The organism is Actinacidiphila paucisporea, assembly GCF_900142575.1.
GTDB lineage: Bacteria > Actinomycetota > Actinomycetes > Streptomycetales > Streptomycetaceae > Actinacidiphila > Actinacidiphila paucisporea.
Genome location: NZ_FRBI01000035.1, coordinates 37,340 through 59,898, shown reverse-complemented (window position 1 = coordinate 59,898; position 22,559 = coordinate 37,340). Strand labels below are relative to the sequence as shown.

18 protein-coding genes are annotated in these 22,559 nt (G+C 71.9%); 17 read left to right on the top strand and 1 reads right to left on the bottom strand.

Going from position 1 to position 22,559, the window contains the following annotated elements; genetic code table 11:
- Window positions 1-61: 61 nt before the first annotated feature.
- The 16 genes from BUE44_RS32270 to BUE44_RS32195 all read left to right on the top strand — a co-directional run bounded on the left by BUE44_RS32270 (window position 62) and on the right by BUE44_RS32195 (window position 19,308).
- Complete coding sequence (locus BUE44_RS32270) at window positions 62-1,936, top strand: DUF5941 domain-containing protein (protein WP_407640082.1); 1,875 nt, start codon at window positions 62-64, stop codon at window positions 1,934-1,936.
- Window positions 1,933-2,685 (top strand): phosphocholine cytidylyltransferase family protein, encoded by a 753-nt coding sequence (locus tag BUE44_RS32265; protein WP_073502569.1) that lies wholly within the window; start codon window positions 1,933-1,935, stop codon window positions 2,683-2,685. Before BUE44_RS32270 ends, BUE44_RS32265 begins: the two co-directional genes overlap by 4 nt.
- The gene (locus tag BUE44_RS32260) at window positions 2,673-3,734 is read left to right on the top strand and encodes an iron-containing alcohol dehydrogenase family protein (RefSeq protein WP_073502568.1); all 1,062 of its coding nucleotides are present in this window, start codon (window positions 2,673-2,675) and stop codon (window positions 3,732-3,734) included. The genes BUE44_RS32265 and BUE44_RS32260 overlap by 13 nt, the downstream gene beginning before the upstream one ends.
- Entirely contained in the window at window positions 3,712-4,491 is a 780-nt protein-coding gene (locus tag BUE44_RS32255) for a CDP-alcohol phosphatidyltransferase family protein (protein WP_073502567.1), read from the top strand. The genes BUE44_RS32260 and BUE44_RS32255 overlap by 23 nt, the downstream gene beginning before the upstream one ends.
- Window positions 4,492-4,510: 19 nt before the next feature.
- Window positions 4,511-5,383 carry a glycosyltransferase family 2 protein gene (locus BUE44_RS32250; protein WP_073502582.1) on the top strand — a complete coding sequence of 291 codons (873 nt, stop codon included), beginning with the start codon at window positions 4,511-4,513 and terminating at the stop codon, window positions 5,381-5,383.
- 82 nt (window positions 5,384-5,465) lie between these two features.
- Window positions 5,466-6,395 (top strand): ABC transporter permease, encoded by a 930-nt coding sequence (locus BUE44_RS32245; protein ID WP_073502566.1) that lies wholly within the window; start codon window positions 5,466-5,468, stop codon window positions 6,393-6,395.
- Window positions 6,382-7,188 carry an ABC transporter ATP-binding protein gene (locus BUE44_RS32240; protein ID WP_073502565.1) on the top strand — a complete coding sequence of 269 codons (807 nt, stop codon included), beginning with the start codon at window positions 6,382-6,384 and terminating at the stop codon, window positions 7,186-7,188. Before BUE44_RS32245 ends, BUE44_RS32240 begins: the two co-directional genes overlap by 14 nt.
- A gap of 299 nt (window positions 7,189-7,487) precedes the next feature.
- Window positions 7,488-8,375, top strand: coding sequence for a squalene synthase HpnC (hpnC, locus tag BUE44_RS32235; protein WP_073502564.1), 888 nt, complete (start codon window positions 7,488-7,490; stop codon window positions 8,373-8,375).
- Entirely contained in the window at window positions 8,372-9,316 is a 945-nt protein-coding gene (hpnD, locus tag BUE44_RS32230) for a presqualene diphosphate synthase HpnD (RefSeq protein WP_073502563.1), read from the top strand. The genes hpnC and hpnD overlap by 4 nt, the downstream gene beginning before the upstream one ends.
- A 160-nt stretch (window positions 9,317-9,476) precedes the next feature.
- Window positions 9,477-10,886, top strand: coding sequence for a hydroxysqualene dehydroxylase HpnE (hpnE, locus tag BUE44_RS32225; RefSeq protein ID WP_073502562.1), 1,410 nt, complete (start codon window positions 9,477-9,479; stop codon window positions 10,884-10,886).
- Window positions 10,883-11,953: a polyprenyl synthetase family protein gene (locus BUE44_RS32220; RefSeq protein ID WP_073502561.1), complete on the top strand. Its 1,071-nt coding sequence runs from the start codon at window positions 10,883-10,885 to the stop codon at window positions 11,951-11,953. Before hpnE ends, BUE44_RS32220 begins: the two co-directional genes overlap by 4 nt.
- A gap of 99 nt (window positions 11,954-12,052) precedes the next feature.
- Window positions 12,053-14,071, top strand: a complete 2,019-nt coding sequence (gene shc / locus BUE44_RS32215; RefSeq protein ID WP_073502560.1) for a squalene--hopene cyclase — start codon at window positions 12,053-12,055, stop codon at window positions 14,069-14,071.
- A 3-nt stretch (window positions 14,072-14,074) separates the two neighbouring features.
- Window positions 14,075-14,683: a phosphorylase family protein gene (locus tag BUE44_RS32210; protein WP_073502559.1), complete on the top strand. Its 609-nt coding sequence runs from the start codon at window positions 14,075-14,077 to the stop codon at window positions 14,681-14,683.
- The gene (gene hpnH, locus BUE44_RS32205; protein WP_073502558.1) at window positions 14,684-15,712 is read left to right on the top strand and encodes an adenosyl-hopene transferase HpnH; all 1,029 of its coding nucleotides are present in this window, start codon (window positions 14,684-14,686) and stop codon (window positions 15,710-15,712) included.
- 126 nt (window positions 15,713-15,838) lie between these two features.
- The gene (gene dxs, locus BUE44_RS32200) at window positions 15,839-17,824 is read left to right on the top strand and encodes a 1-deoxy-D-xylulose-5-phosphate synthase (RefSeq protein ID WP_073502557.1); all 1,986 of its coding nucleotides are present in this window, start codon (window positions 15,839-15,841) and stop codon (window positions 17,822-17,824) included.
- The gene (locus BUE44_RS32195) at window positions 17,821-19,308 is read left to right on the top strand and encodes an aspartate aminotransferase family protein (protein WP_079190279.1); all 1,488 of its coding nucleotides are present in this window, start codon (window positions 17,821-17,823) and stop codon (window positions 19,306-19,308) included. The genes dxs and BUE44_RS32195 overlap by 4 nt, the downstream gene beginning before the upstream one ends.
- A 46-nt stretch (window positions 19,309-19,354) precedes the next feature.
- On the opposite strand, the gene BUE44_RS32190 is transcribed toward BUE44_RS32195, so the two are convergent.
- Window positions 19,355-20,191, bottom strand: coding sequence for a tyrosine-protein phosphatase (locus BUE44_RS32190; protein ID WP_073502556.1), 837 nt, complete (start codon window positions 20,189-20,191; stop codon window positions 19,355-19,357).
- A 196-nt stretch (window positions 20,192-20,387) separates the two neighbouring features.
- On the opposite strand from BUE44_RS32190, the gene BUE44_RS32185 reads away from it, so the two are divergent.
- Window positions 20,388-22,502, top strand: a complete 2,115-nt coding sequence (locus BUE44_RS32185) for an alpha-galactosidase (protein WP_073502555.1) — start codon at window positions 20,388-20,390, stop codon at window positions 22,500-22,502.
- Window positions 22,503-22,559 lie beyond the last annotated feature (57 nt).

The window sequence follows — 22,559 nt, the reverse complement described above, 5'->3', positions numbered from 1 at the left end:
GCTGGCGGACGACCTGCGGGCACTGGGGTTCCAGGTCGTCGAGGCGGACACGCCGGACGCCGTGGCGGCCCGGATCGCCGCGGTCCCGGCCGGCGACCGGGTGGCCGTGGTGGACCGCCGCTTCCGCGGCCACCGGCACGCGCTGCGGCTGGCCCTGACCGACCCGCGCTTCGACACCGCGGCGGTCCGCGGCGCCGTGACCGCCCGCCCCGCCGCCCGCGCCGCCCTGACCCGCGCCCTGGCGGCCCTCCCGGCCGGTTCCTTCACGCCCGCGGGCGGCCCCGGCCGGTCCGCCGCCGACACGACGCCGGCTGCCGGCGCCCCGTCCGTGCCCGGCCCCGCGACCCCGACCGGCGCCGCGGCCGCCGCCGCGCCCGGCTCCACCCTGACCCACGGCGGAGCAGCCGGCCCCGTACCGCTGCCCGCCCCTCGCCGCGGCGCGGCGGACGACGTGCTGCCCGACGCGCTGGCCGCGGGGCTGGCCGCCGCGGGCGACCTACCGCACCGTCCCGAGCTGGGCGTGCTGGTCGCCGAGGTGCCGACCGACCGGGGCGGCGCCGAGGCCGCGGCCGCCGCGGTCGCCGCCGTGGACGAGGAGTCCGTACGGCTGCGCGGCGCGGTCAAGGCGCGCGACGGCTTCTTCACCACGCACTGCGTCAGCCCCTACTCGCGCTACCTGGCCCGCTGGTGCGCCCGCCGCGGGCTGACCCCGAACCAGGTGACCACCGCCTCGCTGCTGGTCGCGCTGATCGCCGCCGGCTGCGCGGCCACCGGCACCCGGGCCGGCTTCGCCGCCGCCGGCGTGCTGCTGCTCGGCTCGTTCGTGCTGGACTGCACCGACGGCCAGCTGGCCCGCTACTCGCTGCAGTATTCGACGCTCGGCGCCTGGCTGGACGCCACCTTCGACCGGGCCAAGGAGTACGCCTACTACGCCGGTCTGGCCCTGGGCGCGGCCCGCGGCGGCGACGACGTGTGGGCGCTCGCGCTGGGCGCCATGGTGCTGCAGACCTGCCGCCACGTCGTGGACTTCGCCTTCAACGAGGCCAACCACGACGCCACCGCCAACACCAGCCCCACCGCGGCGCTGTCCGACAAGCTGGACAGCGTCGGCTGGACGGTCTGGGTGCGCCGGATGATAGTGCTGCCAATCGGCGAGCGCTGGGCGCTGATAGCGGTGCTCACCGCGGTCAGCACCCCGCGGATCACCTTCGTGGTGCTGCTGGTCGGCTGCGCGCTCGCCGCCTGCTACACCACCGCGGGCCGGGTGCTGCGCTCGCTGGCCCGCAAGGCCGTCAGGACCGACCGGGCCGCGCAGGCCCTGGACGACCTGGCCGACAGCGGCCCGCTCGCCGAGGCCCTGGCCGGGCTCGTGCGCCCGCTCGCCCGCCGGGCGCCGGCCTTCGCCGCGCCCGCCGTGGCGGTGCTCGCTGCCGCCGGGGTGGTCACGACCGCCGCGCTCGCCCCGCCCGGCAGCTGGTATCCGGTGGTGGCCGCCGCGGTCTACGTCCTCACCTCGGCCTTCGCCGTCGCGCTGCCGCTCAAGGGCGCGCTCGACTGGCTCGTACCGCCGATGTTCAGGGCGGGGGAGTACGGCACGGTGCTGGCACTGGCCGCCGTCTCCGAGGTGAACGGAGCGTTGCCCGCCGCTTTCGGTCTGGTTGCCGCCGTCGCCTACCATCACTACGACACGGTGTACCGCATACGCGGTGGCGCCGGAGCGCCGCCGCGGGCGGTGACGCGAAGCGCCGGCGGCCACGAGGGCCGCACGCTGATCGTGGCCCTGGCTGCCGCGGTCGCCGCGGGCCGCACGGGCTTCACGGCCACGCTGACGGTGCTCGCCCTGGCCATCGCGCTGCTGGTCCTGACCGAGAGCATCCGCTTCTGGGTGTCCTCGGGGGCCGCCGCCGTACATGACGAATCAGGAGAACTCATATGATCGGCCTCGTGCTGGCGGCCGGCGCAGGCAGGCGCCTGCGTCCCCACACTGACACGCTGCCCAAGGCACTGGTCCCGGTCGGCCCCGAGGGCGCGCGGGACAGCCTGACGGTGCTCGACCTCACCCTGGCGAACTTCGCCGCGGTCGGACTCACCGAGGTCGCCGTCGTCGTCGGCTACCGCAAGGAGGCGGTCTACGCGCGCAAAGCGGCTCTCGAGGAGCGCTACGGCCTCAAGCTGACGCTGATCGACAACGACAAGGCCGAGGAGTGGAACAACGCCTACTCCCTCTGGTGCGCCCGCGACGTGCTGCACCAGGGAGTGATCCTGGCCAACGGCGACACCGTCCACCCCGTCTCGGTCGAGCAGACCCTGCTCGCCGCCCGCGGTGAGGGCCGGCGGGTGATCCTGGCGCTGGACACCGTCAAGCGGCTCGCCGACGAGGAGATGAAGGTCGTCACGGAGCCCGGCAAGGGCGTGCGGCGGATCACCAAGCTGATGGACCCGGCCGACGCCACCGGCGAGTACATCGGGGTGACCCTCATCGAGGCCGAGGCGGCCGCCGACCTCGCCGACGCCCTGAAGGCCACCTTCGAGCGCGACCCCGACCTCTACTACGAGGACGGCTACCAGGAGATGGTGGACCGCGGCCTGACCGTGGACGTCGCCCCCATCGGGGACGTCGCCTGGGTCGAGATCGACAACAACGACGACCTCGCCAAGGGCCGGGAGATCGCGTGCCAGTACTGACCCGGCTGATCCCCTCGCCGGTCGTCGTGGACATCAGGGCAGGGGCGCTCGCCGACCTGTCCCGGCTGCTCGCCGACCAGCGGATCTCCACCTCGGGCAAGCTCGCGCTGGCCGTCAGCGACGGCTCGGGAGCCCGGCTGCGCGAGACGCTCGCGTCCGAGCTGCCCGGAGCCGACTGGTTCGAGGTCCGCGGCGGCACCATCGACGCGGCCGTCAGCCTCGCCGACTCCATCCGGGGCAAGCGCTACGACGCCGTCGTCGGCCTCGGCGGCGGCAAGATCATCGACGTCACCAAATACGCCGCCGCCCGGGTCGGCCTGCCGATGGTCGCGGTCGCCACCAACCTCTCGCACGACGGCATCTGCTCCCCGGTCTCCACCCTGGACAACGACAACGGCCGCGGTTCCTACGGCGTCCCCACCCCGATCGCCGTGGTCATCGACCTCGACGTGATAAGGGCGGCCCCGGCCCGCTTCGTACGGGCCGGGATCGGCGACGCGGTGTCCAACCTGTCGGCCATCGCCGACTGGGAGCTGTCGCACCGCGAGACCGGTGAACCGATCGACGGACTGGCCGCCGCCATGGCCCGCAGCGCCGGCGAGGCCGTCCTGCGGCACCCCGGCGGCGTCGGCGACGACGGCTTCCTCGGCACGCTCGCCGAGGGCCTGGTGCTGTCGGGGATCGCCATGTCGATCAGCGGCGACACCCGGCCGTCCTCGGGTGCCTGCCACGAGATCAGCCACGCCTTCGACCTGCTCTTCCCCAGGCGGGCCGCCGCGCACGGCGAGCAGGTCGGCCTCGGTGCCGCCTTCGCCATGCACCTGCGTGGCGCCCACGAGGAGTCGGGCCTGGTCGCCGAGACGCTGCGCCGGCACGGGCTGCCCGTGCTGCCCTCGGAGATGGGTTTCACCGAAGCGGAGTTCGCCGCCGCGGTGGAGTACGCCCCGCAGACCCGCCCGGGCCGCTTCACGATCCTGGAACACCTCGACCTGTCCGCCACCGACATCAGGGACGCATACGCCGACTATGCCAAAACCATCAGTAGCTGAACTGCGCCCGGTCGTTCACCCCCCGGGTGTCAAGGACCGGCGCAGCGGCGAGCACTGGGCCGGGCGGCTCTACATGCGCGAGCTGTCGCTGCGCATAGACCGGCATCTGGCTCCGACCCGGATCACGCCCAACCAGCTCACGTACCTGATGACCGTCTTCGGCGTGCTCGCCGCCCCGGCGCTGCTCGTGCCGGGGATCACCGGCGCCGTGCTCGGCGTACTGATGGTGCAGCTGTACCTGCTGCTCGACTGCGTCGACGGCGAGATCGCCCGCTGGAAGCAGCAGTTCTCGCTGAGCGGCGTCTACCTCGACCGGGTCGGCGCCTACCTGTGCGACGCCGCGGTGCTGGTCGGCTTCGGCATGCGCGCCGCCGACCTGTGGGGCAGCGGCCGGATCGACTGGCTGTGGGCCTTCCTGGGCACCCTCGCCGCGCTCGGCGCGATCCTGATCAAGGCCGAGACGGACCTGGTCGGGGTGGCCCGCCACCAGGGCGGCCTGCCGCCGGTCAAGGAGGCGGCGTCCGAGCCGCGGTCCTCGGGTCTCGCGCTGGCCCGCAAGGCCGCCGCCGCGCTGCAGTTCCACCGCCTCGTGCTGGGCGTCGAGGCCTCACTGCTCATCCTGCTGCTGGCCTTCGCCGACCAGATCCGCGGCGACCTGTTCTTCACCCGGCTCGGCGTGGCCGTCCTGGCCGCGATCGCCCTCGTGCAGACGCTGCTGCATCTCGTGTCGGTGCTCGCGTCCAGCCGGTTGAAGTGAGGCGGGCATGAGCGAACCGCTGAAACTCGGCGCGGTCATCATCACCATGGGCAACCGGCCGCTGGAACTGCAGGACCTGCTGGACTCGGTCGCCAAGCAGCAGGGTCCCCGGGTCGAGGTCGCCGTGGTCGGCAACGGCTCTCCGCTGCCCGAGCTGCCCGACGGAGTCCGCACCGCGGAACTGCCGGAGAACCTGGGCATCCCCGGCGGCCGCAACGTCGGCATCGACCTGTTCGGCCCGGCGGCCGCCGACGTCGACGCGGTGCTCTTCCTGGACGACGACGGGCTGCTGCCCGGCGACGACACCGCCGAGCTGGTCAGGGCGGCCTTCGCCGCCGACCCCCAGCTCGGCATCATCAGCTTCCGGATCGCCGACCCCGACACCGGGGTCACCCAGCGCCGCCACGTCCCCCGGCTGCGCGCCGCCGACCCGATGCGCAACTCCCGCGTCACGACCTTCCTCGGCGGCGCGTGCGCGGTCCGCAGCGCGGTGATCCAGCAGGTCGGTCCGCTGCCCGCGGAGTTCTTCTACGCCCACGAGGAGACGGATCTGGCCTGGCGCGCGCTCGACGCCGGTTGGATGATCGACTACCGTTCCGACCTCGTACTGCACCACCCGGCGACCTCGCCCGCCCGGCACGTGGTCTACCACCGGATGGTGGCCCGTAACCGGGTGTGGCTGGCCCGGCGCAATCTGCCATGGCTGCTGGTCCCGGTCTACCTCGGAGTCTGGTTCGCCCTCACGCTCCTGCGGCGGCCGTCCCGCCCGGCGCTGCGCGCCTGGCTCGGCGGCTTCCGCGAGGGCTGGGCCACCGACTGCGGTGAGCGGCGGCCGATGAAATGGCGGACGGTCTGGCGGTTGACCCGGCTGGGCCGACCCCCGATCATCTGACAAGCTCGGACCTGAGAGCATCAGGCGCAGCCCGGGAATTCCCCTGCACCCGGCGCGCACCTTGAGGACGAAAGTGTCAACTGTGAGCGAGACAACGCACAATGGTGCGGTCGCCGTCGGTGCCCCGCCGGCGCCCGCGGCCGACGACGGCCTCAGTCCCTCCCAGCTCGCCGCCAAGTACGGGCTGAGCGTCAGCGGCGCCCGCCCGGGCCTGGCGGAATACACCCGGCAGCTGTGGGGCCGCCGACATTTCATCAACGAGTTCGCCAAGGCACGTACTGCGGCGCAGTACACCCAGGCCCGCCTCGGCCAGCTCTGGCAGGTCATGACACCGCTGCTGAACGCGGCCGTCTACTACCTGATCTTCGGTGTGCTGATCGGCACCAGGAAAGGCGTCGACAACTTCATCGCCTTCCTGGTCACCGGCATCTTCATCTTCACCTTCACCCAGTCCTCGGTGATGAGCGGCGTGCGGGCGGTGGCCGGCAACCTGGGGCTGATCCGGGCACTGCACTTCCCGCGCGCCTCGATGCCCATCGCCTTCACGCTGATGCAGCTCCAGCAGCTGATGATGTCGATGTTCGTGCTGATCGCCATCGTGCTGATGACCGGCGAGGTGCCGGACGCGTCCTGGCTGCTGCTCATCCCGGCGCTGCTCACCCAGTGGGTCTTCAACACCGGCCTGGCGATGATCGTGGCCAGGCTCGGCAGCAAGATGACCGACCTCGCGCAGCTCATGCCGTTCATGCTCCGCACCTGGATGTACACCTCGGGCGTCATGTACAGCATCGAGAACCTGACCTCGAAGGCCCCGCACTTCGTCCGGGTCCTGCTGGACATCAACCCCGCCGCGGTCTACATCGACCTCGCCCGTTTCGCACTCATCGACAGCGTCACCTCCTCGCAGCTCCCGCCGCACGTGTGGATCAGCGCGCTGGCCTGGGCGCTGCTGGTGGGCGTCGGCGGCTACATCTACTTCTGGAAGGCGGAGGAGCAGTATGGCCGTGGCTGAGCAGCAGTCCCTGGAAACGCCCGCGCAGAAGGCCGACGCCCGCGTCCCGACCGTGATCGTGGACGATGTGCACATCGTCTACAAGGTCTACGGCGCAGGCACCGGCAAGGGCAGCGCCACCGCGGCCCTCGGCCGCCTGCTGCTGCGCCGCGGCTCGCCGAACGTACGCCGGGTGCACGCCGTCAAGGGCGTGACCTTCACCGCCTACCGCGGCGAGGCGATCGGCATCATCGGCTCCAACGGCTCGGGCAAGTCCACCCTGCTGCGGGCCATCGCGGGCCTGCTGCCGCCGGAGCGCGGCCGGGTCTACACCGATGGCCAGCCGTCGCTGCTGGGCGTGAACGCGGCGCTGATGAACGACCTGACCGGCGCGACCAACGTGATCCTCGGCGGCCTGGCGATGGGCATGTCGCGGGAGGAGGTGCGCGGGCGGTATCAGGGCATCGTCGACTTCTCCGGGATCAACGAGAAGGGCGACTTCATCTCGCTGCCGATGCGCACCTACTCCTCGGGTATGGCGGCCCGGCTGCGGTTCTCCATCGCGGCGGCCAAGAACCACGACGTGCTGATGATCGACGAGGCCCTGGCCACCGGTGACCGGGCCTTCCAGCGCCGCTCCGAGGAACGCATCCGGGAGCTGCGCAAGGAGGCCGGCACGGTCTTCCTGGTCAGCCACAACAACAACTCCATCCGCGACACCTGCGACCGGGTGGTGTGGCTGGAGAAGGGCGAGCTGCTGATGGACGGCCCGACCGACGAGGTCATCAAGGCCTACGAGAAGCACACCAAGTAGCCGCCGCCACCGCGTCGGACACGACCGCGGCCCCCGCCGGAGCATCCGGCGGGGGCCGCGGTCGTCGCGCGTGCCTCCTACGCGCCCCCGGCGTACGCCTGACAGTGGCCCGACGTAAGCTGTACCGGTGCTGGGAGCCCTCTGATGATCGATACCGGGTGTGCGACGCCCGGCGCGGCGGCGTGTCCGAAATGGGAAGATCCGACCGGGCGGTGTAGAACGGGGGATGTGGCGGCCATGACGAACGGGACCATCCTGCTCCGGGGCACGTATCCCGCCGGTGCGCCGGGCAGCTCGCGGTGACCGGGGACGACACGTCCCGGGCCGTGCTGGACAAGGCCGCGCGCGAGAACTTCCCGGTGGCGCCGGTCTTCCTGCCGCGCGCCTGGCGACAGGACCTGATGGCCGTCTACGGTTTCGCCCGGCTGGTGGACGACATCGGTGACGGCGACCTGGCCGCCGGCGGCCGCGACGACGCGGTGCGCCTGGGCCTGGACCCGGCGGCGGCCGGCGACCGTGTCGCGATGCTGGACGCCTTCGAGGCGGACCTGCGCCGGGTCTTCGACGGCACCCCACGCCACCCGCTGCTGCTCGCCCTGCAGCCCACCGTCCGCCGCCGCGAGCTGACCCCCGACCCCTTCCTCGGGCTGATCGCCGCCAACCGCCAGGACCAGCAGGTGGCCCGCTACGGCACCTACGACGACCTGCTCGCGTACTGCGAGCTGTCGGCGAACCCGGTCGGCCGGCTGGTGCTGTCCATCACCGGTACCTCGACGCCCGAGCGGGTCCGCCATTCCGACGCGGTGTGCACCGCGCTGCAGATCGTCGAGCACCTGCAGGACGTCGCGGAGGACCTTGCGAGGGACCGGGTGTATCTGCCGGCGGAGGACATGAAACGCTACGCCGTGGATGAGGCCGACCTGGCAGCACCGCAGGCAGGCCCGAAGGTCAAGGCACTGGTCGCGTTCGAGGCCGAACGCGCCCGCGAGCTGTTGAATGAAGGTACCCCCCTGGTGGGTAGCGTCCGTGGCAGGCTTCGGCTGCTGCTCGCGGGATTCGTCGGCGGTGGGCGCGCGGCGCTGGCGTCGGTCGAGCGTGCCAAATTCGATGTCCTGGCGGGTTCGCCGAAAGCCACCAAGAGCGGCCTGCTGCGCGAAGTGGGGTCGACATTGCGAAGAAAGGGGTGAGCCGGACCGTGAACGGTTCCGCCCACACGTCCGGACCGGTCCTTGCCGCATACAGGTACTGCGAGACCGTGACCGGCCACGAGGCCCGCAACTTCGCGTACGGCATCCGTCTGCTGCCCACCGCCAAACGGCAGGCGATGTCGGCTCTCTACGCGTTCTCCCGGCGCGTCGACGACATCGGCGACGGTGATCTCCCGCCCGCGGAGAAAGCCGTGCGGCTCGACGCCACCCGGCAGCTGCTCACCCGGGTCAGGAGCGGCGAGATCCGCGAGGACGACACCGATCCCGTCGCGGTCGCGCTCGCCGACGCCGCCCGGGTGTTCCCCCTTCCGCTCGAAGGCCTGGACGAACTCATCGACGGTGTTCTGATGGATGTTCGAGGCGAGACGTACGAGACGTGGGACGACCTGGCGGTTTACTGCCGCTGTGTCGCCGGCGCCATCGGACGGCTCTCGCTGGGCGTGTTCGGCACCGCGAATGGGCACGATCAGGCACGTGCCGCCGAATATGCCGATACTCTCGGCCTTGCCCTGCAACTCACCAACATCCTGCGCGACGTCCGGGAGGACGCCGGCAACGGACGGACCTATCTGCCCGCCCAGGACCTCGCGAAATTCGGCTGCGCCGCCGGATTCCACAGCGACACCGCACCGCCCGGATCGGATTTCGCCGGACTGGTGGAATTCGAGGTGCGCCGGGCCCGCAGCCTCTTCGCCACCGGCTACCGGCTGCTGCCGATGCTGGACCGGCGCAGCGGGGCCTGCGTGGCCGCCATGGCCGGCATCTACCGCCGGCTGCTCGACCGGATCGCCGCCGACCCCGACGCCGTCCTGCGCGGCCGGGTGTCACTGCCCGTGCACCAGAAGGCCTATGTCGCCGTCCGCGGACTGGCAGGCCTGGACGCGCGCCGCACCGCCCGCAACCCCCGGGAGGACAGGTGAGACCCACCCGCGAGGGCGCGGGTCCACGGCACGCGGCACAGCAGACGAACCGTCACCGGATGCGCCACCCGCGGCATCAGGCAACCCCGTACCCGTGCACCGCGTCACTTCCCGCGACGGCGCGCCGCAGTCCGCGGCGCCCGGCCCGAGGGGAGGGCGAATGACGAGGTCGCAGGGCGGATCGCCGCAGCCGCCCGACCGCACCGCCGTGGTCGTCGGCGGCGGCCTGGCCGGCATCACCGCCGCGCTCGAACTGGCAGGTGCCGGGCTGCGGGTCACCCTCGCCGAGGCCCGTCCGCGGCTGGGCGGTCTGGCCTTCTCCTTCAAGCGCGGCGACCTGACCGTCGACAACGGCCAGCACGTCTTCCTGCGCTGCTGCACCGCCTACCAGTGGTTCCTCGACCGGATCGCCGCCCGCGACCTGGTCACCGTGCAGGACCGCCTCGACGTGCCCGTGGTCGACGCGAACACCGGCAGGACCGGCCGGCTGAGCAGGGCGGCCCTGCCGGTCCCGTTGCACCTGGCCGCGTCCCTCGCCCGCTACCCGCACCTGTCGCTGCGCGAGCGGGCCTCGGTCGGCCGGGCCGCCCTGGCGCTGCGCGCCCTGGACCTGGCCGATCCGGCCCTGGACGACGTCGACTTCGGCAGCTGGCTGGCCGGCCGCGGGCAGTCCCCCCGCACCATCGAGGCGCTGTGGGACCTGGTCGGCGTGGCGACGCTCAATGCCACGGCCGCGCGCTCCTCGCTGGGCCTGGCCGCGATGGTCTTCAAGACCGGCCTGCTGACCGACCCCGGCGCCGCCGACATCGGCTGGGCCTCGGCCCCGCTCGGCGACCTGCACGACGGCCGCGCCCGCAAGGCGCTGGACGCAGCGGGGGTGCGTACGCTGCTGCGCACCCGCACCACCGGCATCGAGCGGTCCGCCGACGGAGGTTGGCAGGTCGCCCTGGAGACCGGACCGGGCCGCGGTGAGCAACTGGGCGCCGACATCGTGGTGTTGGCCGTCCCCCAGCGCGAGGCGCACGCCCTGCTGCCGGAAGGTGCTGTCCAGCATCCGGAAAAGCTGTTGCGGATCGGCACCGCCCCGATCCTCAATGTCCATGTGATCTACGACAGACAGGTGCTCCGGCAGCCGTTTCTGGCGGCTCTCGGCAGCCCCGTCCAGTGGGTCTTCGACCGTACGGAAAGCTCCGGCCTGACCGGTGGCGGCCAGTATGTGGCCGTGTCCCAGTCCGCCGTCGAACACGAGATCGACCTGCCCGTCGCCGACCTGCGCGACCGGTACCTGCCGGAGCTGGAACGCGTCCTGCCCGCCGCCCGCGGTGCCGTCGTGCGCGACGTCTTCGTCACCCGCGAACGCACCGCGACCTTCGCGCCCACCCCTGGCGTGGGCGCGCTGCGGCCGGGTCCCGTCACCCGCGCGCCCGGCCTGTTCCTGGCCGGGGCGTGGACCGCGACGGGCTGGCCCGCGACCATGGAGAGCGCGGTGCGCAGCGGTCTGCACGCCTCTCGCGAAGCTTTGTCCGCCCTCGGCCTGCCGGTTGACAACCGCGTCCTGGAGGCGGCATGAGTGCTATCGGTGCAACCAGAGGAGAGAACGTGACCGCTGCCGGCGTCATCGCGCTGCTGGAGAACGGCCGCATCCTGACCACCCCAGTGCTCCGCGCGGCAGTAGCTCGCCTCGCACCCCCGATGGACACCGTGGCGTCCTACCACTTCGGATGGATCGACCAGACCGGGCGCCCCGCTGACGGCGACGGCGGCAAGGCCGTACGGCCCGCGCTGGCGCTGCTGACCGCGGAGGCGGCCGGCGCCCCGGCCGAGACCGGTATCCCCGGCGCGGTCGCGGTGGAGCTGGTGCACAACTTCTCGCTGCTGCACGACGACCTGATCGACGGCGACGAGCAGCGGCGGCACCGCGACACGGTGTGGAAGGTGCACGGCCCCGCCCAGGCGATCCTGGTCGGCGACGCGCTCTTCGCACTGGCCAACGAGGTGCTGCTGGAGCAGGGCACCCCGGAGGCCGGCCGGGCCACCCGCCGGCTGACCACCGCCACCCGCAAGCTGATCGACGGTCAGGCTCAGGACATCACCTTCGAGCACCTGGAGCGCGTCTCGGTCCAGGAGTGCCTGGACATGGAGGGCAACAAGACCGGCTCGCTGCTGGCCTGCGCCGCCTCCATCGGCGCGGTGCTCGGCGGCGCGTCCGACGCGGACGCCGACGCGCTGGAGGAGTACGGCTACCACCTGGGCCTTGCCTTCCAGGCGGTGGACGACCTGCTGGGCATCTGGGGCGACCCGGCGAGCACCGGCAAGCAGACCTGGAGCGACCTGCGGCAGCGCAAGAAGTCGCTTCCCGTGGTGGCCGCGCTGGCCGCCGGCGGTCCCGCTTCCGAGCGGCTGGGTGAACTGCTGGCGGCGGATGCGAAGAATCCTGAGAACGATGCCTTCAACGAGGAAGAGTTCGCCATGCGCGCGGCGTTGATCGAAGAAGCCGGTGGGCGGGAGTGGACTTCCCAGGAAGCCAGAAGGCAGTACGCGACCGCCGTCGCCGCGCTGGACAAAATGGATATGCCGGAAGAAATCAATCGTAAGCTCGTAGGTCTTGCGGATTTTGTGGTGGTCCGCGAGAAGTAAAGAACACCAACGTGGAGCGCTGACGTCGCCGGTCCCTCGCATGTGACGGCCGACGGCCGCCCCCAACACCGCAGAAGTCTCAACTGCAAAGGGGAAGCCATGACAGCGACGACCGATGGCAGTCCAGGTACGCCGACACACCGGACACCCTCGGCCAGCAGCACCTCGGACCCGGATCCTGTTCCATCCGGTGACACCGAGGCGGCGGCGCAGCGTGCCGTGCAGCGCGCCGCAGACCACCTTCTGGCACGGCAGCACCCCGACGGATGGTGGAAAGGCGACCTCGAAACCAATGTGACGATGGACGCCGAGGACCTGCTGCTGCGTCAGTTCCTCGGCATCCAGGACGCCCGCACCACCGCTGCCTCCGCCCGTTGGATCCGCTCCCAGCAACGGGAGGACGGCGCCTGGCCCACCTTCCACGGCGGCCCCGGCGACCTGTCGGCCACCGTCGAGGCCTACGTGGCGCTGCGGCTCGCCGGGGACTCCCCGGACGAGGCGCACATGTCGCTGGCCGCCAAGTGGTCGCGCGGCGAGGGAGGGGTCGCGGCCACCCGGGTCTTCACCCGGATCTGGCTCGCTCTCTTCGGCTGGTGGGACTGGGACGACCTGCCGGAACTGCCGCCGGAGGTCATCTATCTGCCCAAGTGGATGCCGCTGAACATCTACTCGTTCGGCTGCTGGGCCCGGCAGACCATCGTGCCGCTGACCGTCGTCGGCGCGCTGCGCCCGGTGCGTCCCGCGCCCTTCGGCATCGAGGAGCTGCACCTCGACCCGGAGCGGCCCAACCCCAAGCAGCGCCGGGCGCCCATCACCAGCTGGGACGGCGTCTTCCAGCGGCTCGACCAGGTGCTGCACGTCTACCGCAAGTTCAGCCCCCGGCCGGTGCGGCGCGGCGCCATGAACGCCTGCGCCCGCTGGATCATCGAACGCCAGGAGGCCGACGGCTGCTGGGGCGGCATCCAGCCGCCCGCGGTCTACTCGGTGATCGCCCTGCACCTGCTCGGCTACGACCTCGACCACCCGGTGCTCAAGGCCGGTCTGGACTCGCTGGATCGTTTCGCCGTATGGCCCGAGGACGGCGTCCGGATGATCGAGGCCTGCCAGTCCCCGGTCTGGGACACCTGCCTGGCCGCGATCGCGCTGGCCGACGCGGGCCTGCCCGCCGACCACCCCGCACTCGTCAAGGCGGCGGACTGGATGCTGGACGAGCAGATCACCAGACCCGGCGACTGGTCCGTGCAGCGGCCGCAGCTCACCCCCGGCGGCTGGGCGTTCGAATTCCACAACGACAACTACCCCGACATCGACGACACCGCCGAGGTCGTACTCGCCCTGCGCCGGGTCGCCCACCCCGACCAGGCCCGGGTGGACACCGCAGTGGAGCGGGCGGTGCGCTGGACGGTCGGCATGCAGTCCAGGAACGGCGCCTGGGGCGCCTTCGACGCCGACAACACCAGTCCCTTCCCCAACCGGCTGCCTTTCTGCGACTTCGGCGAGGTCATCGACCCGCCGTCGGCCGACGTGACCGCCCACGTGGTGGAGATGCTCGCCGCCCTCGGCGTCGAGAACGACCCGCACGCCCGCAGCGGCATCGACTGGCTGCTGGCCGAACAGGAGGAGAACGGCTCCTGGTTCGGCCGCTGGGGTGTCAACTACATCTACGGCACCGGCTCCGCGGTCCCCGCGCTGGCCGCGGCCGGCCTGCCCGTCGACCACCCGGCGATCCGCCGGGCCGTCAGCTGGCTGGAGTCGGTGCAGAACGCCGACGGCGGCTGGGGCGAGGACCTGCGCTCCTACTCCGACCTGGAATGGGCGGGACGCGGGCACTCCACCGCCTCGCAGACCGCCTGGGCCCTGATGGCGCTGCTCGCGGCCGGCCGCCGGGACACCCCAGCCGTCGAGCGCGGGGTGCGCTGGCTGGCCGAGACCCAGCTGCCGGACGGCTCGTGGGACGAGCCCTACTTCACCGGTACGGGCTTCCCGCGGGACTTCTCCATCAACTACCACCTCTACCGGATGGTCTTCCCGCTCACCGCGCTCGGGCGCTACGCCCGCAGCGAGCCCTTCGGTGCCGCGGGCCACATCCCGGCCGCAGCCGCAGGAAAGGGGGCTTAGTTCGTGGGTCACACCCGACCACCGCTGCTGGTGGTGTGCGCCCTGCGCATCGAGCGTTTCGCGCTGCGCAGGGGAGCGGCCAGGGGCGCCGCACACCCGGTCACCGTGCTGCGTACCGGCATGGGGCCCACGGCTGCGGAGGAGGCCGTACGCACGGCGCTGCACGACCCGGCGCTGCGCGGTGCGGCCGTCGTCACCACCGGCTTCTGCGCGGGCCTTGCCCCCGGCATGCGGCCCGGTGACATCGTGGTCTCCGACGAGGGGCACGACAGCCCGGCGCTGGCCGCCGCGCTGAAAGCCGCCGGGCACACCGTGCACACCGGCCCCCTCGCCGAGTCCGACCATGTCGTACGCGGTGCCGAGCGCACCGCACTGGCGGCGACAGGTGCCATCGCCGTCGACATGGAATCGGCCGCCATGCGGCGTGCCGCGCTCGCAGAAGGAGCGCAGCACATCGCCGCGGCCCGCGTCGTGGTCGACACGCCCGAATACGAACTCGTGCGCGTCGGAACGCTTCGCACCGGGATCATCGCATTCCGGGTGCTCAGAGATCTTGTACCCGCCTTTCTCGATTGGCACCGCACTACCGCTGCTCCCCCGGAGGTGAGCTAGATGGCTATGCCGCTTCGTCAGACCGTCCGTATCGCGTCGTACCTCTTCGAACAGAAAATGGTCCGGCGGCGCGAAAAGTTCCCGCTCATCGTCGAGCTCGAACCTCTTTTCGCGTGCAACCTCGCGTGCGAGGGCTGCGGCAAGATCCAGCATCCGGCAGGAGTGCTCAAGCAGCGCATGCCGGTGGCGCAAGCGGTCGGGGCGGTGCTGGAGTCCGGGGCCCCCATGGTCTCCATCGCCGGCGGCGAGCCGCTCATGCACCCGCAGATCGACGAGATCGTGCGCCAGCTGGTCGCGAAGAAGAAGTTCGTCTTCCTCTGCACCAACGCGCTGCTCCTGCGTAAGAAGATCGAAAAATTCACCCCGTCGCCCTACTTCGCGTTCACCGTACATATTGACGGCATGCGGGAGCGGCACGACGAATCGGTGGCCAAGGAAGGCACCTTCGACGAGGCGGTCGCGGCGATCAAGGAAGCGCAGCGCCGCGGATTCCGGGTGACCACCAACTCGACCTTCTTCAACACCGACACCCCGCAGACGATCATCGAGGTCATGAACTACCTCAATGACGATCTCAAGGTCGAGGAGATGATGCTGTCGCCCGCGTACGCCTACGAGAAGGCCCCCGACCAGGACCACTTCCTGGGCGTCACCCAGACCAGGGAGCTGTTCAAGAAGGCCTTCGAAGGCGGCAACCGGCGCAAGTGGCGGCTCAACCACAGCCCGCTCTTCCTGGACTTCCTGGAGGGCAAGGCCGACTTCCCCTGCACCGCCTGGGCGATCCCCAACTACTCGCTCTTCGGCTGGCAGCGCCCCTGCTACCTGATGGCGGACGGCTACGTGCCGACGTACCAGGAGCTGATCGACAAGACCGACTGGGACAAGTACGGCCGCGGCAAGGACGACCGCTGCGAGAACTGCATGGCCCACTGCGGCTACGAGCCGACGGCGGTCCTGGCCACCATGGGCTCGCTCAAGGAGACCATCCGCGCCGCGCGGGAGACCGTCGCGTCCAACCGCGTGAAGTGACCTCCAGGTAAACCGGGTACGAGCCACCGGCCGGGGCAAGCGGCCGGCGGCTCGTACCCGGCACTGCCGCCGGCCGGTGAGCTGCCGGCGGCCCAGAGCGAACCCGGCAGGAACGAGGTCTGTTGCATGTCGATGCTGGAGAACATCAAGGGCCCGCGCGATCTGAAGGCGCTGCCCGACGGCCGGCTGGACGAACTGGCCGCCGACATCCGCCACTTCCTCGTCCAGGCAGTGGCCAGGACCGGCGGTCACCTGGGACCGAACCTCGGCGTGGTGGAGCTGACCATCGCGCTGCACCGCGTCTTCGACTCGCCCGCCGACCGGATCCTGTGGGACACCGGTCACCAGAGCTACGTGCACAAACTCCTCACCGGACGCCAGGACTTCTCCAAGCTCCGCAGCAAGGGCGGCCTGTCCGGCTACCCCTCGCGCGCCGAGTCCGAGCACGACGTGATCGAGAACAGCCACGCCTCCACCGTGCTGGGCTGGGCCGACGGCCTGGCCAAGGCCAACGAGGTCCAGGGGCGTGACGACCACGTCGTCGCCGTCATCGGCGACGGTGCGCTGACCGGCGGCATGGCCTGGGAGGCGCTGAACAACATCGCCGCCGCCAGGGACCGGCCGCTGATCATCGTCGTCAACGACAACGAGCGCTCCTACGCGCCCACCATCGGCGGCCTCGCCAACCACCTCGCCACCCTGCGCACCACCGACGGCTACGAGCGCTTCCTGTCCTGGGGCAAGCAGCTGCTCCAGCAGACCCCGGTGATCGGCCAGCCGCTCTACGAGTCGCTGCACGGCGCCAAGAAGGGCTTCAAGGACGCCTTCGCGCCGCAGGGCATGTTCGAGGACCTGGGCCTGAAGTACGTCGGCCCGATCGACGGCCACGACATCGAGGCCGTGGAGTCGGCACTGCGCCGCGCCCGCCGCTTCCACGGCCCCGTGCTGGTGCACTGCCTGACCGAGAAGGGCCGCGGCTACCCCGCCGCCGAGCAGGACGAGGCCGACCACTTCCACACCGTCGGCGCGATGGACCCGGCCACCTGCCGGCCGCTGGCCCCCTCCGGCGGGCCCTCCTGGACCTCGGTCTTCGGTGAGGAGATGGTCGCGATCGGCGCGGAGCGGCCCGACGTGGTCGCCATCACCGCCGCCATGCTGGAGCCGGTCGGCCTCGGCCCCTTCGCCCGCGCCTACCCGCGGCGGGTCTTCGACGTCGGCATCGCCGAGCAGCACGCCGCCACCTCCGCCGCGGGCCTGGCCACCGGCGGGCTGCACCCGGTCGTCGCGGTCTACGCGACCTTCCTCAACCGGGCCTTCGACCAGGTGCTGATGGACGTCGCCCTGCACAAGTGCGGCGTCACCTTCGTGCTGGACCGGGCCGGCGTGACCGGTGTGGACGGCGCCTCGCACAACGGCATGTGGGACATGTCGATCCTCCAGGTCGTGCCCGGCCTGCGGATCGCCGCCCCGCGCGACGCCGACCAGCTGCGCGCCCAGCTGCGCGAGGCCGTCGCGGTCGAGGACGCCCCCACCGTGGTCCGCTTCCCCAAGGAGACCGCCGGCGAGGCGCTGCCCGCCATCGACCGGGTCGGCGGCATGGACGTGCTGCGCCGCCCCGCCGACGGCCACGGCGACGACGTGCTGCTGGTCGCGGTCGGCGCGCTCGCGGGCTGCGGCGTCTCGGCCGCGGAACTGCTCGCCGGGCGCCGGATCGGCGTGACCGTGGTCGACCCCCGCTGGGTCAAGCCGGTCGACCCCGCGCTGCCCGAACTCGCCGCCGGGCACCGCATGGTGGCCGTGGTCGAGGACAACGGGCGGGTCGGCGGCGTCGGTTCGGCCGTCGCGCAGGCGCTGCGGGACGCCGGCGTGGACGTGCCCGTACGGGACTTCGGCATCCCCCAGCAGTTCCTCGGCCACGCCAAGCGCGGCGAGCTGCTCGCCGACCTCGGACTGACGCCCGCCGAGGTCGCCGGCGGCATCGGCGCGGCCCTGCTGCGTATCAACGCCGGGAGCGCGGGCGGCGCCGCCGACCCCGAGGGCACCCCGATGATCCCCGCGCCGCATACTGCCGGGAGCGGCATCCCCCGTAAGCAAGGAGCAGCTGAGCGATGACATCGTCTGAACCGACCGGTAAGCAGCCGATCGGTGCGGAGCCCGCCGCGGGGGAGCCCGTGGCGGGCGGGCCCGTGGCCCAGGACCTGCCCGGCGGGCAGCCCAAGGGCTTCGACCTGGCGACGCTGCTCGCCGAACGCGGCGGCGAGCGGTACGACCTGCACAGCAGGTACCTCAACCACCAGCTGCCCCGCATGCTGCACACCATCGGCTTCGACAAGGTCTACGAGCGGGCCGAGGGCGCGCACTTCTGGGACGCCGAGGGCAACGACTACCTCGACATGCTGGCCGGCTTCGGTGTGATGGGCCTGGGCCGGCACCACCCGGTGGTACGCAAGGCGCTGCACGACGTGCTGGACGCCGGGCTCGCCGACCTCACCCGCTTCGACTGCCAGCCGCTGCCGGGCCTGCTCGCCGAGAAGCTGCTCAGCCACACCCCGCACCTGGACCGGGTCTTCTTCGGCAACAGCGGCACCGAGGCCGTCGAGACGGCGCTGAAATTCGCCCGCTACGCCACCGGCAGGCAGCGCGTCCTGTACTGCAAGCACTCCTTCCACGGCCTGACCACCGGCTCGCTGTCGGTCAACGGCGAGGCCGGCTTCCAGGAGGGCTTCGCGCCGCTGCTGCCGGACACCGCCATCGAGGTCGGCGATCTCGACGCCCTCGCCAGGGAGCTGAGCCGCGGCGACGTGGCCGCGATGATCATCGAGCCCATCCAGGGCCACGGCGTCTACATCCCGCCGCCCGGCTACCTGCGTGCCGCCCAGGAGCTGCTGCACCGGCACAAGGCGCTGCTGATCTGCGACGAGGTGCAGACCGGCATCGGCCGCACCGGCGCCTTCTACGCCTACCAGCACGAGGAGGGCGTGGAGCCCGACCTGGTCACGGTGGCCAAGACGCTCTCCGGCGGGTACGTCCCGGTGGGCGCCACGCTCGGCCGGGACTGGATCTTCAAGAAGGTCTACTCCTCCATGGACCGGGTGCTGGTGCACTCGGCGAGCTTCGGCTCCAACGCGCAGGCGATGACCGCGGGACTGGCGACCCTCGCCGTGGTCGAGGACGAGCGGCTGGTCGAGAACGCGCGGGTGATGGGCGACCTGCTGCGCACCCGGCTGGCCGCGCTCACCGACCGGTACGAACTGCTCAAGGAGGTGCGCGGCCGCGGCCTGATGGTCGGCATCGAATTCGGCCGCCCCAAGTCGCTGGGTCTGCGCAGCCGCTGGACGATGCTCCAAGCCGCGCGCAAGGGCCTGTTCGCCCAGATGGTCGTGGTGCCGCTGCTCCAGCGGCACCACATCCTCACCCAGGTCTCCGGTGACCACGTGGAGATCATCAAGCTGATCCCGCCGCTGGTCTTCGACGAGGCCGACGTCGACCGCTTCGTGACCGCCTTCACCGAGGTGATGGACGACGCGCACGGTGGCGGCGGGCTGATGTGGGACTTCGGCAAGACCCTGGTCAAGCAGGCGGTCGCCAACCGCTAGCCCGAACGTGGGCGCGGCCCGCTGTGGCGGCAGGCCGCGCCGCGGTTCAGTCCGCGGTCAGCAGGCGCTCGCGCAGCCGGTCCCGGCGCTCCGGGGTCAGCCCGAGGCCCTCGGCGAGATAGCGGTCGACGCTGCCCCAGTGCTCCTCGATGGTGTCGAAGGCCGCCCGCAGATACTCCACCCGTGCCTCGAACAGCGGGTTGAGCAGCTCCCGCACCTCGGGGGCGATGGCCGTGCCGGTGCTGCCGTCGCCGCGCACCACCTTGTAGCGGCGGTGCCTGGCGTTGCTCTCCAGGTAGTCCGCCTCGATCGCGGACCGCCGTACGCCCAGCGCCAGCAGGATGATCGCGATCGACGTCCCGGCCCGGTCCTTGCCCGCGGCACAGTGCAGCAGGGCGGGGACGGCGGGCTCGCCCGGGTCGGTGAGCAGGTCCAGCATCTTGGCGTGCTCCGCGGTGCGCTCCAGGATCAGCTTGCGGTAGGCGGCGACCATCCGCTGCGCGCCGCGGCCCCCGCCCAGCACCGCCTGCAGCGAGGCGACGTCGCCGTCCCGTACCGTCTGCCAGAAGTCGGCGCTGTCGGCGGGGTCGTTGAGCGGCATGTTCACGTTGCGGGTGCCCGCCAGAGCGGTGTCCGGGCCCTCCAGGGCGATGTCGTCGGTGTTGCGGAAGTCGAAGACGGTGTGCAGGCCGAGCCCTTCAAGGAAGGCGGCGTCCTGGGCGGTGGCGTGCGCGAGGTGGCCGCTGCGGAACAGCACGCCGTGCCTGACCCGGCGGCCGTCGGTGGCGGGCAGACCTCCGACGTCCCGGAAATTGCGCACACCGGTCAGCTCGGGCTCTGCCTCTGGTCCGGTCGGGCTCGACTGCCGCACTTCCTGCGTCACCGGCGCTCCTCCATTGCTCGCTCACGGCCCATGCTGGGGCAATTCATGCTGGGCCACCCCAGACGATACGGCAGCCGGAGTAACGACGTACCGGCCGGTATGTGTCCGTTGGACCACTGCCCGGGGTGCAACCATTGCCCCTCCGCGGGGGCTGGGCCGATGATGTCCGGACCCGATCGCGACAGGGGGCGTATCGATGATCGAGACGGGCGGGTCCGGCCGGCTCTGGCTGCTCTCCGGGCCGGGCAGCAGCTACGCCCTGCACGTCACGGAACGCGATGAGCTGCTGCACCTGCACTGGGGCCGCCGCATGGCGCTCCGCGACGCCGAGGCACTGGCCGCCGACCCGCTGCCCGCGGAGCGCCCCTTCGAGTCCGCGCTCGACGGCCACGAGGAATACCCCGTCGAGGGCGGCCCGCGCTTCGTGCGCCCCGCCCTGTCGGTGCGCTCCAGCCAGGTGCGCGGCACCGAATGGTGCTTCGAGGAGTACGAGACCGCCGTCGACCCCGCCACCGGGCACGAACTGCGGCTGCACTTCCACGACTCCCTGCACCACCTCGACCTCACCCTCCACTACCGCCTGCGCCCCGGCTGCGACGTCGTCGAGCGCTGGACCACCGCCACCCACGTGCCCGGCGGCCGCGGCGGCCCCCTGGAGCTGCTGCGGGCCGACGCCGCCACCTGGACGCTGCCGTACCGCGACGGCTGGCGGATGTCCCAGCTGCACGGCCGCTGGGGCGCGGAGAGCCGGTTGGTACGCGGTCCGCTGACGCCGGGCGAGCGGGTGATCGGCAGCCGCCGCGGCCACACCGGCCACCAGCACCTGCCGTGGTTCGCGCTGGACGCGGGCGACGCGGGGGAGGAGCACGGCGAGGTGTGGACCGGCGCGCTGGCCTGGTCGGGCTCCTGGCGGATCGCCGTCGCCGCGCTGCCCGACGGCCGGGTCCAGGCCACCGGCGGCGCCGGCCACGACGACGCGGGGCTGGTACGCCTGGAGCCCGGCGCCACCTACACCAGCCCGGTCTTCGCGGGCCTGTGGACCGACGGCGGCTTCGGCGCCGCCAGCCGGGCCTGGCACACCTACCAGCTGGACCATGTGGTGCCCGAGGGGCGGCGGCCCCGCCCGGTGCTCTACAACTCCTGGGAGGCCACCGGCTTCGACGTCGGCGAGCGGCAGCAGCGCGAACTGGCCCGGCGGGCCGCCGCGATGGGCGTGGAGCTCTTCGTGGTGGATGACGGCTGGTTCGGCGACCGGGCCAGCGACCGGGCCGGCCTGGGCGACTGGACACCCAACAGGGACCGCTTCCCGAACGGCCTGAAACCGCTCTCCGACGAGGTGCACGCGCTCGGCATGCAGTTCGGCATCTGGGTCGAGCCGGAGATGGTCAACCCCGACAGCGATCTCTACCGCGCCCACCCCGACTGGGTCCAGCACCGCCCGGGCCGCCGCACCACCGAGTACCGCCACCAGCTGGTGCTCAACCTGGCGCGTACCGACGTACGCGAGCACCTCGCGGAGCAGCTCGACGCCCTGCTGCACAGCGCGCCCGTGGACTACGTGAAGTGGGACTTCAACCGCTGCTTCACCGACCCCGGGTGGCCGGGAGACCGCTATCCCGAGCGGCTGTGGACCGCACACGTCGAGGGGCTGTACGAGCTGATCGACCGGCTGCGGGCCGCGCACCCCGGGGTGGCCTTCGAGTCCTGCTCGGGCGGCGGCGGCCGGGTCGACCTGGGCATCCTGGCCCGCACCGACCAGGTGTGGACCTCCGACAACACCGACCCGCTCGACCGGTTGCACATCCAGCACGGCTTCAGCCAGCTGCACCCCGCCCGGGTGATGGCCGCCTGGGTCACCGACAGCCCCAGCCCGATGCTCAACCACCGCCGCAGCTCGCTGCGCTTCCGCTTCGTCAGCGCCATGGCCGGCGTGCTGGGCATCGGCGGCGACCTGCTGCACTGGAGCGCCGGGGAGCGAGCCGAGGCGGCCAGTTGGGTGGCGCTGTACAAGACGGTCCGCCCGGTCGTGCAGCACGGCGACCTCTACCGGCTCCGCCCGCCCGGCGAGGGCGGCCTGAGCGCCGTCCAGTACGTGCTCGGCGCCGACACCGTCGTGCTGGCCTGGCTGCCCGCGCAGGCCTTCGGCGCACCCGTTCCGCCGCTGCGGCTGCGCGGCCTCGACCGGGACGCGTCCTACCGCGACGTGACCACCGGCGTCGTCCAGCGCGGGGCGGTCCTGGCGGAGCGCGGCCTGCGCACCACGCTGGCCGGCGACCTGGACGCCGCCGTATTCCATCTGCGCCGACTTTGACTCGGTGGGATGAATCACGTCGCGTCAACCCCTTCTTACGGTCGCGTAAGCCACAGG

Bases quoted from the DNA above. Each gene is read 5' to 3' on its own strand.
- shc (WP_073502560.1), top strand. From the start codon at position 12,053: ATGACAGCGACGACCGATGGCAGTCCAGGTACGCCGACACACCGGACA.
- hpnH (WP_073502558.1), top strand. From the start codon at position 14,684: ATGGCTATGCCGCTTCGTCAGACCGTCCGTATCGCGTCGTACCTCTTC.
- dxs (WP_073502557.1), top strand. From the start codon at position 15,839: ATGTCGATGCTGGAGAACATCAAGGGCCCGCGCGATCTGAAGGCGCTG.
- BUE44_RS32255 (WP_073502567.1), top strand. From the start codon at position 3,712: ATGCCAAAACCATCAGTAGCTGAACTGCGCCCGGTCGTTCACCCCCCG.
- BUE44_RS32220 (WP_073502561.1), top strand. From the start codon at position 10,883: ATGAGTGCTATCGGTGCAACCAGAGGAGAGAACGTGACCGCTGCCGGC.
- BUE44_RS32265 (WP_073502569.1), top strand. From the start codon at position 1,933: ATGATCGGCCTCGTGCTGGCGGCCGGCGCAGGCAGGCGCCTGCGTCCC.
- BUE44_RS32185 (WP_073502555.1), top strand. From the start codon at position 20,388: ATGATCGAGACGGGCGGGTCCGGCCGGCTCTGGCTGCTCTCCGGGCCG.
- hpnE (WP_073502562.1), top strand. From the start codon at position 9,477: ATGACGAGGTCGCAGGGCGGATCGCCGCAGCCGCCCGACCGCACCGCC.
- BUE44_RS32195 (WP_079190279.1), top strand. From the start codon at position 17,821: ATGACATCGTCTGAACCGACCGGTAAGCAGCCGATCGGTGCGGAGCCC.
- BUE44_RS32240 (WP_073502565.1), top strand. From the start codon at position 6,382: ATGGCCGTGGCTGAGCAGCAGTCCCTGGAAACGCCCGCGCAGAAGGCC.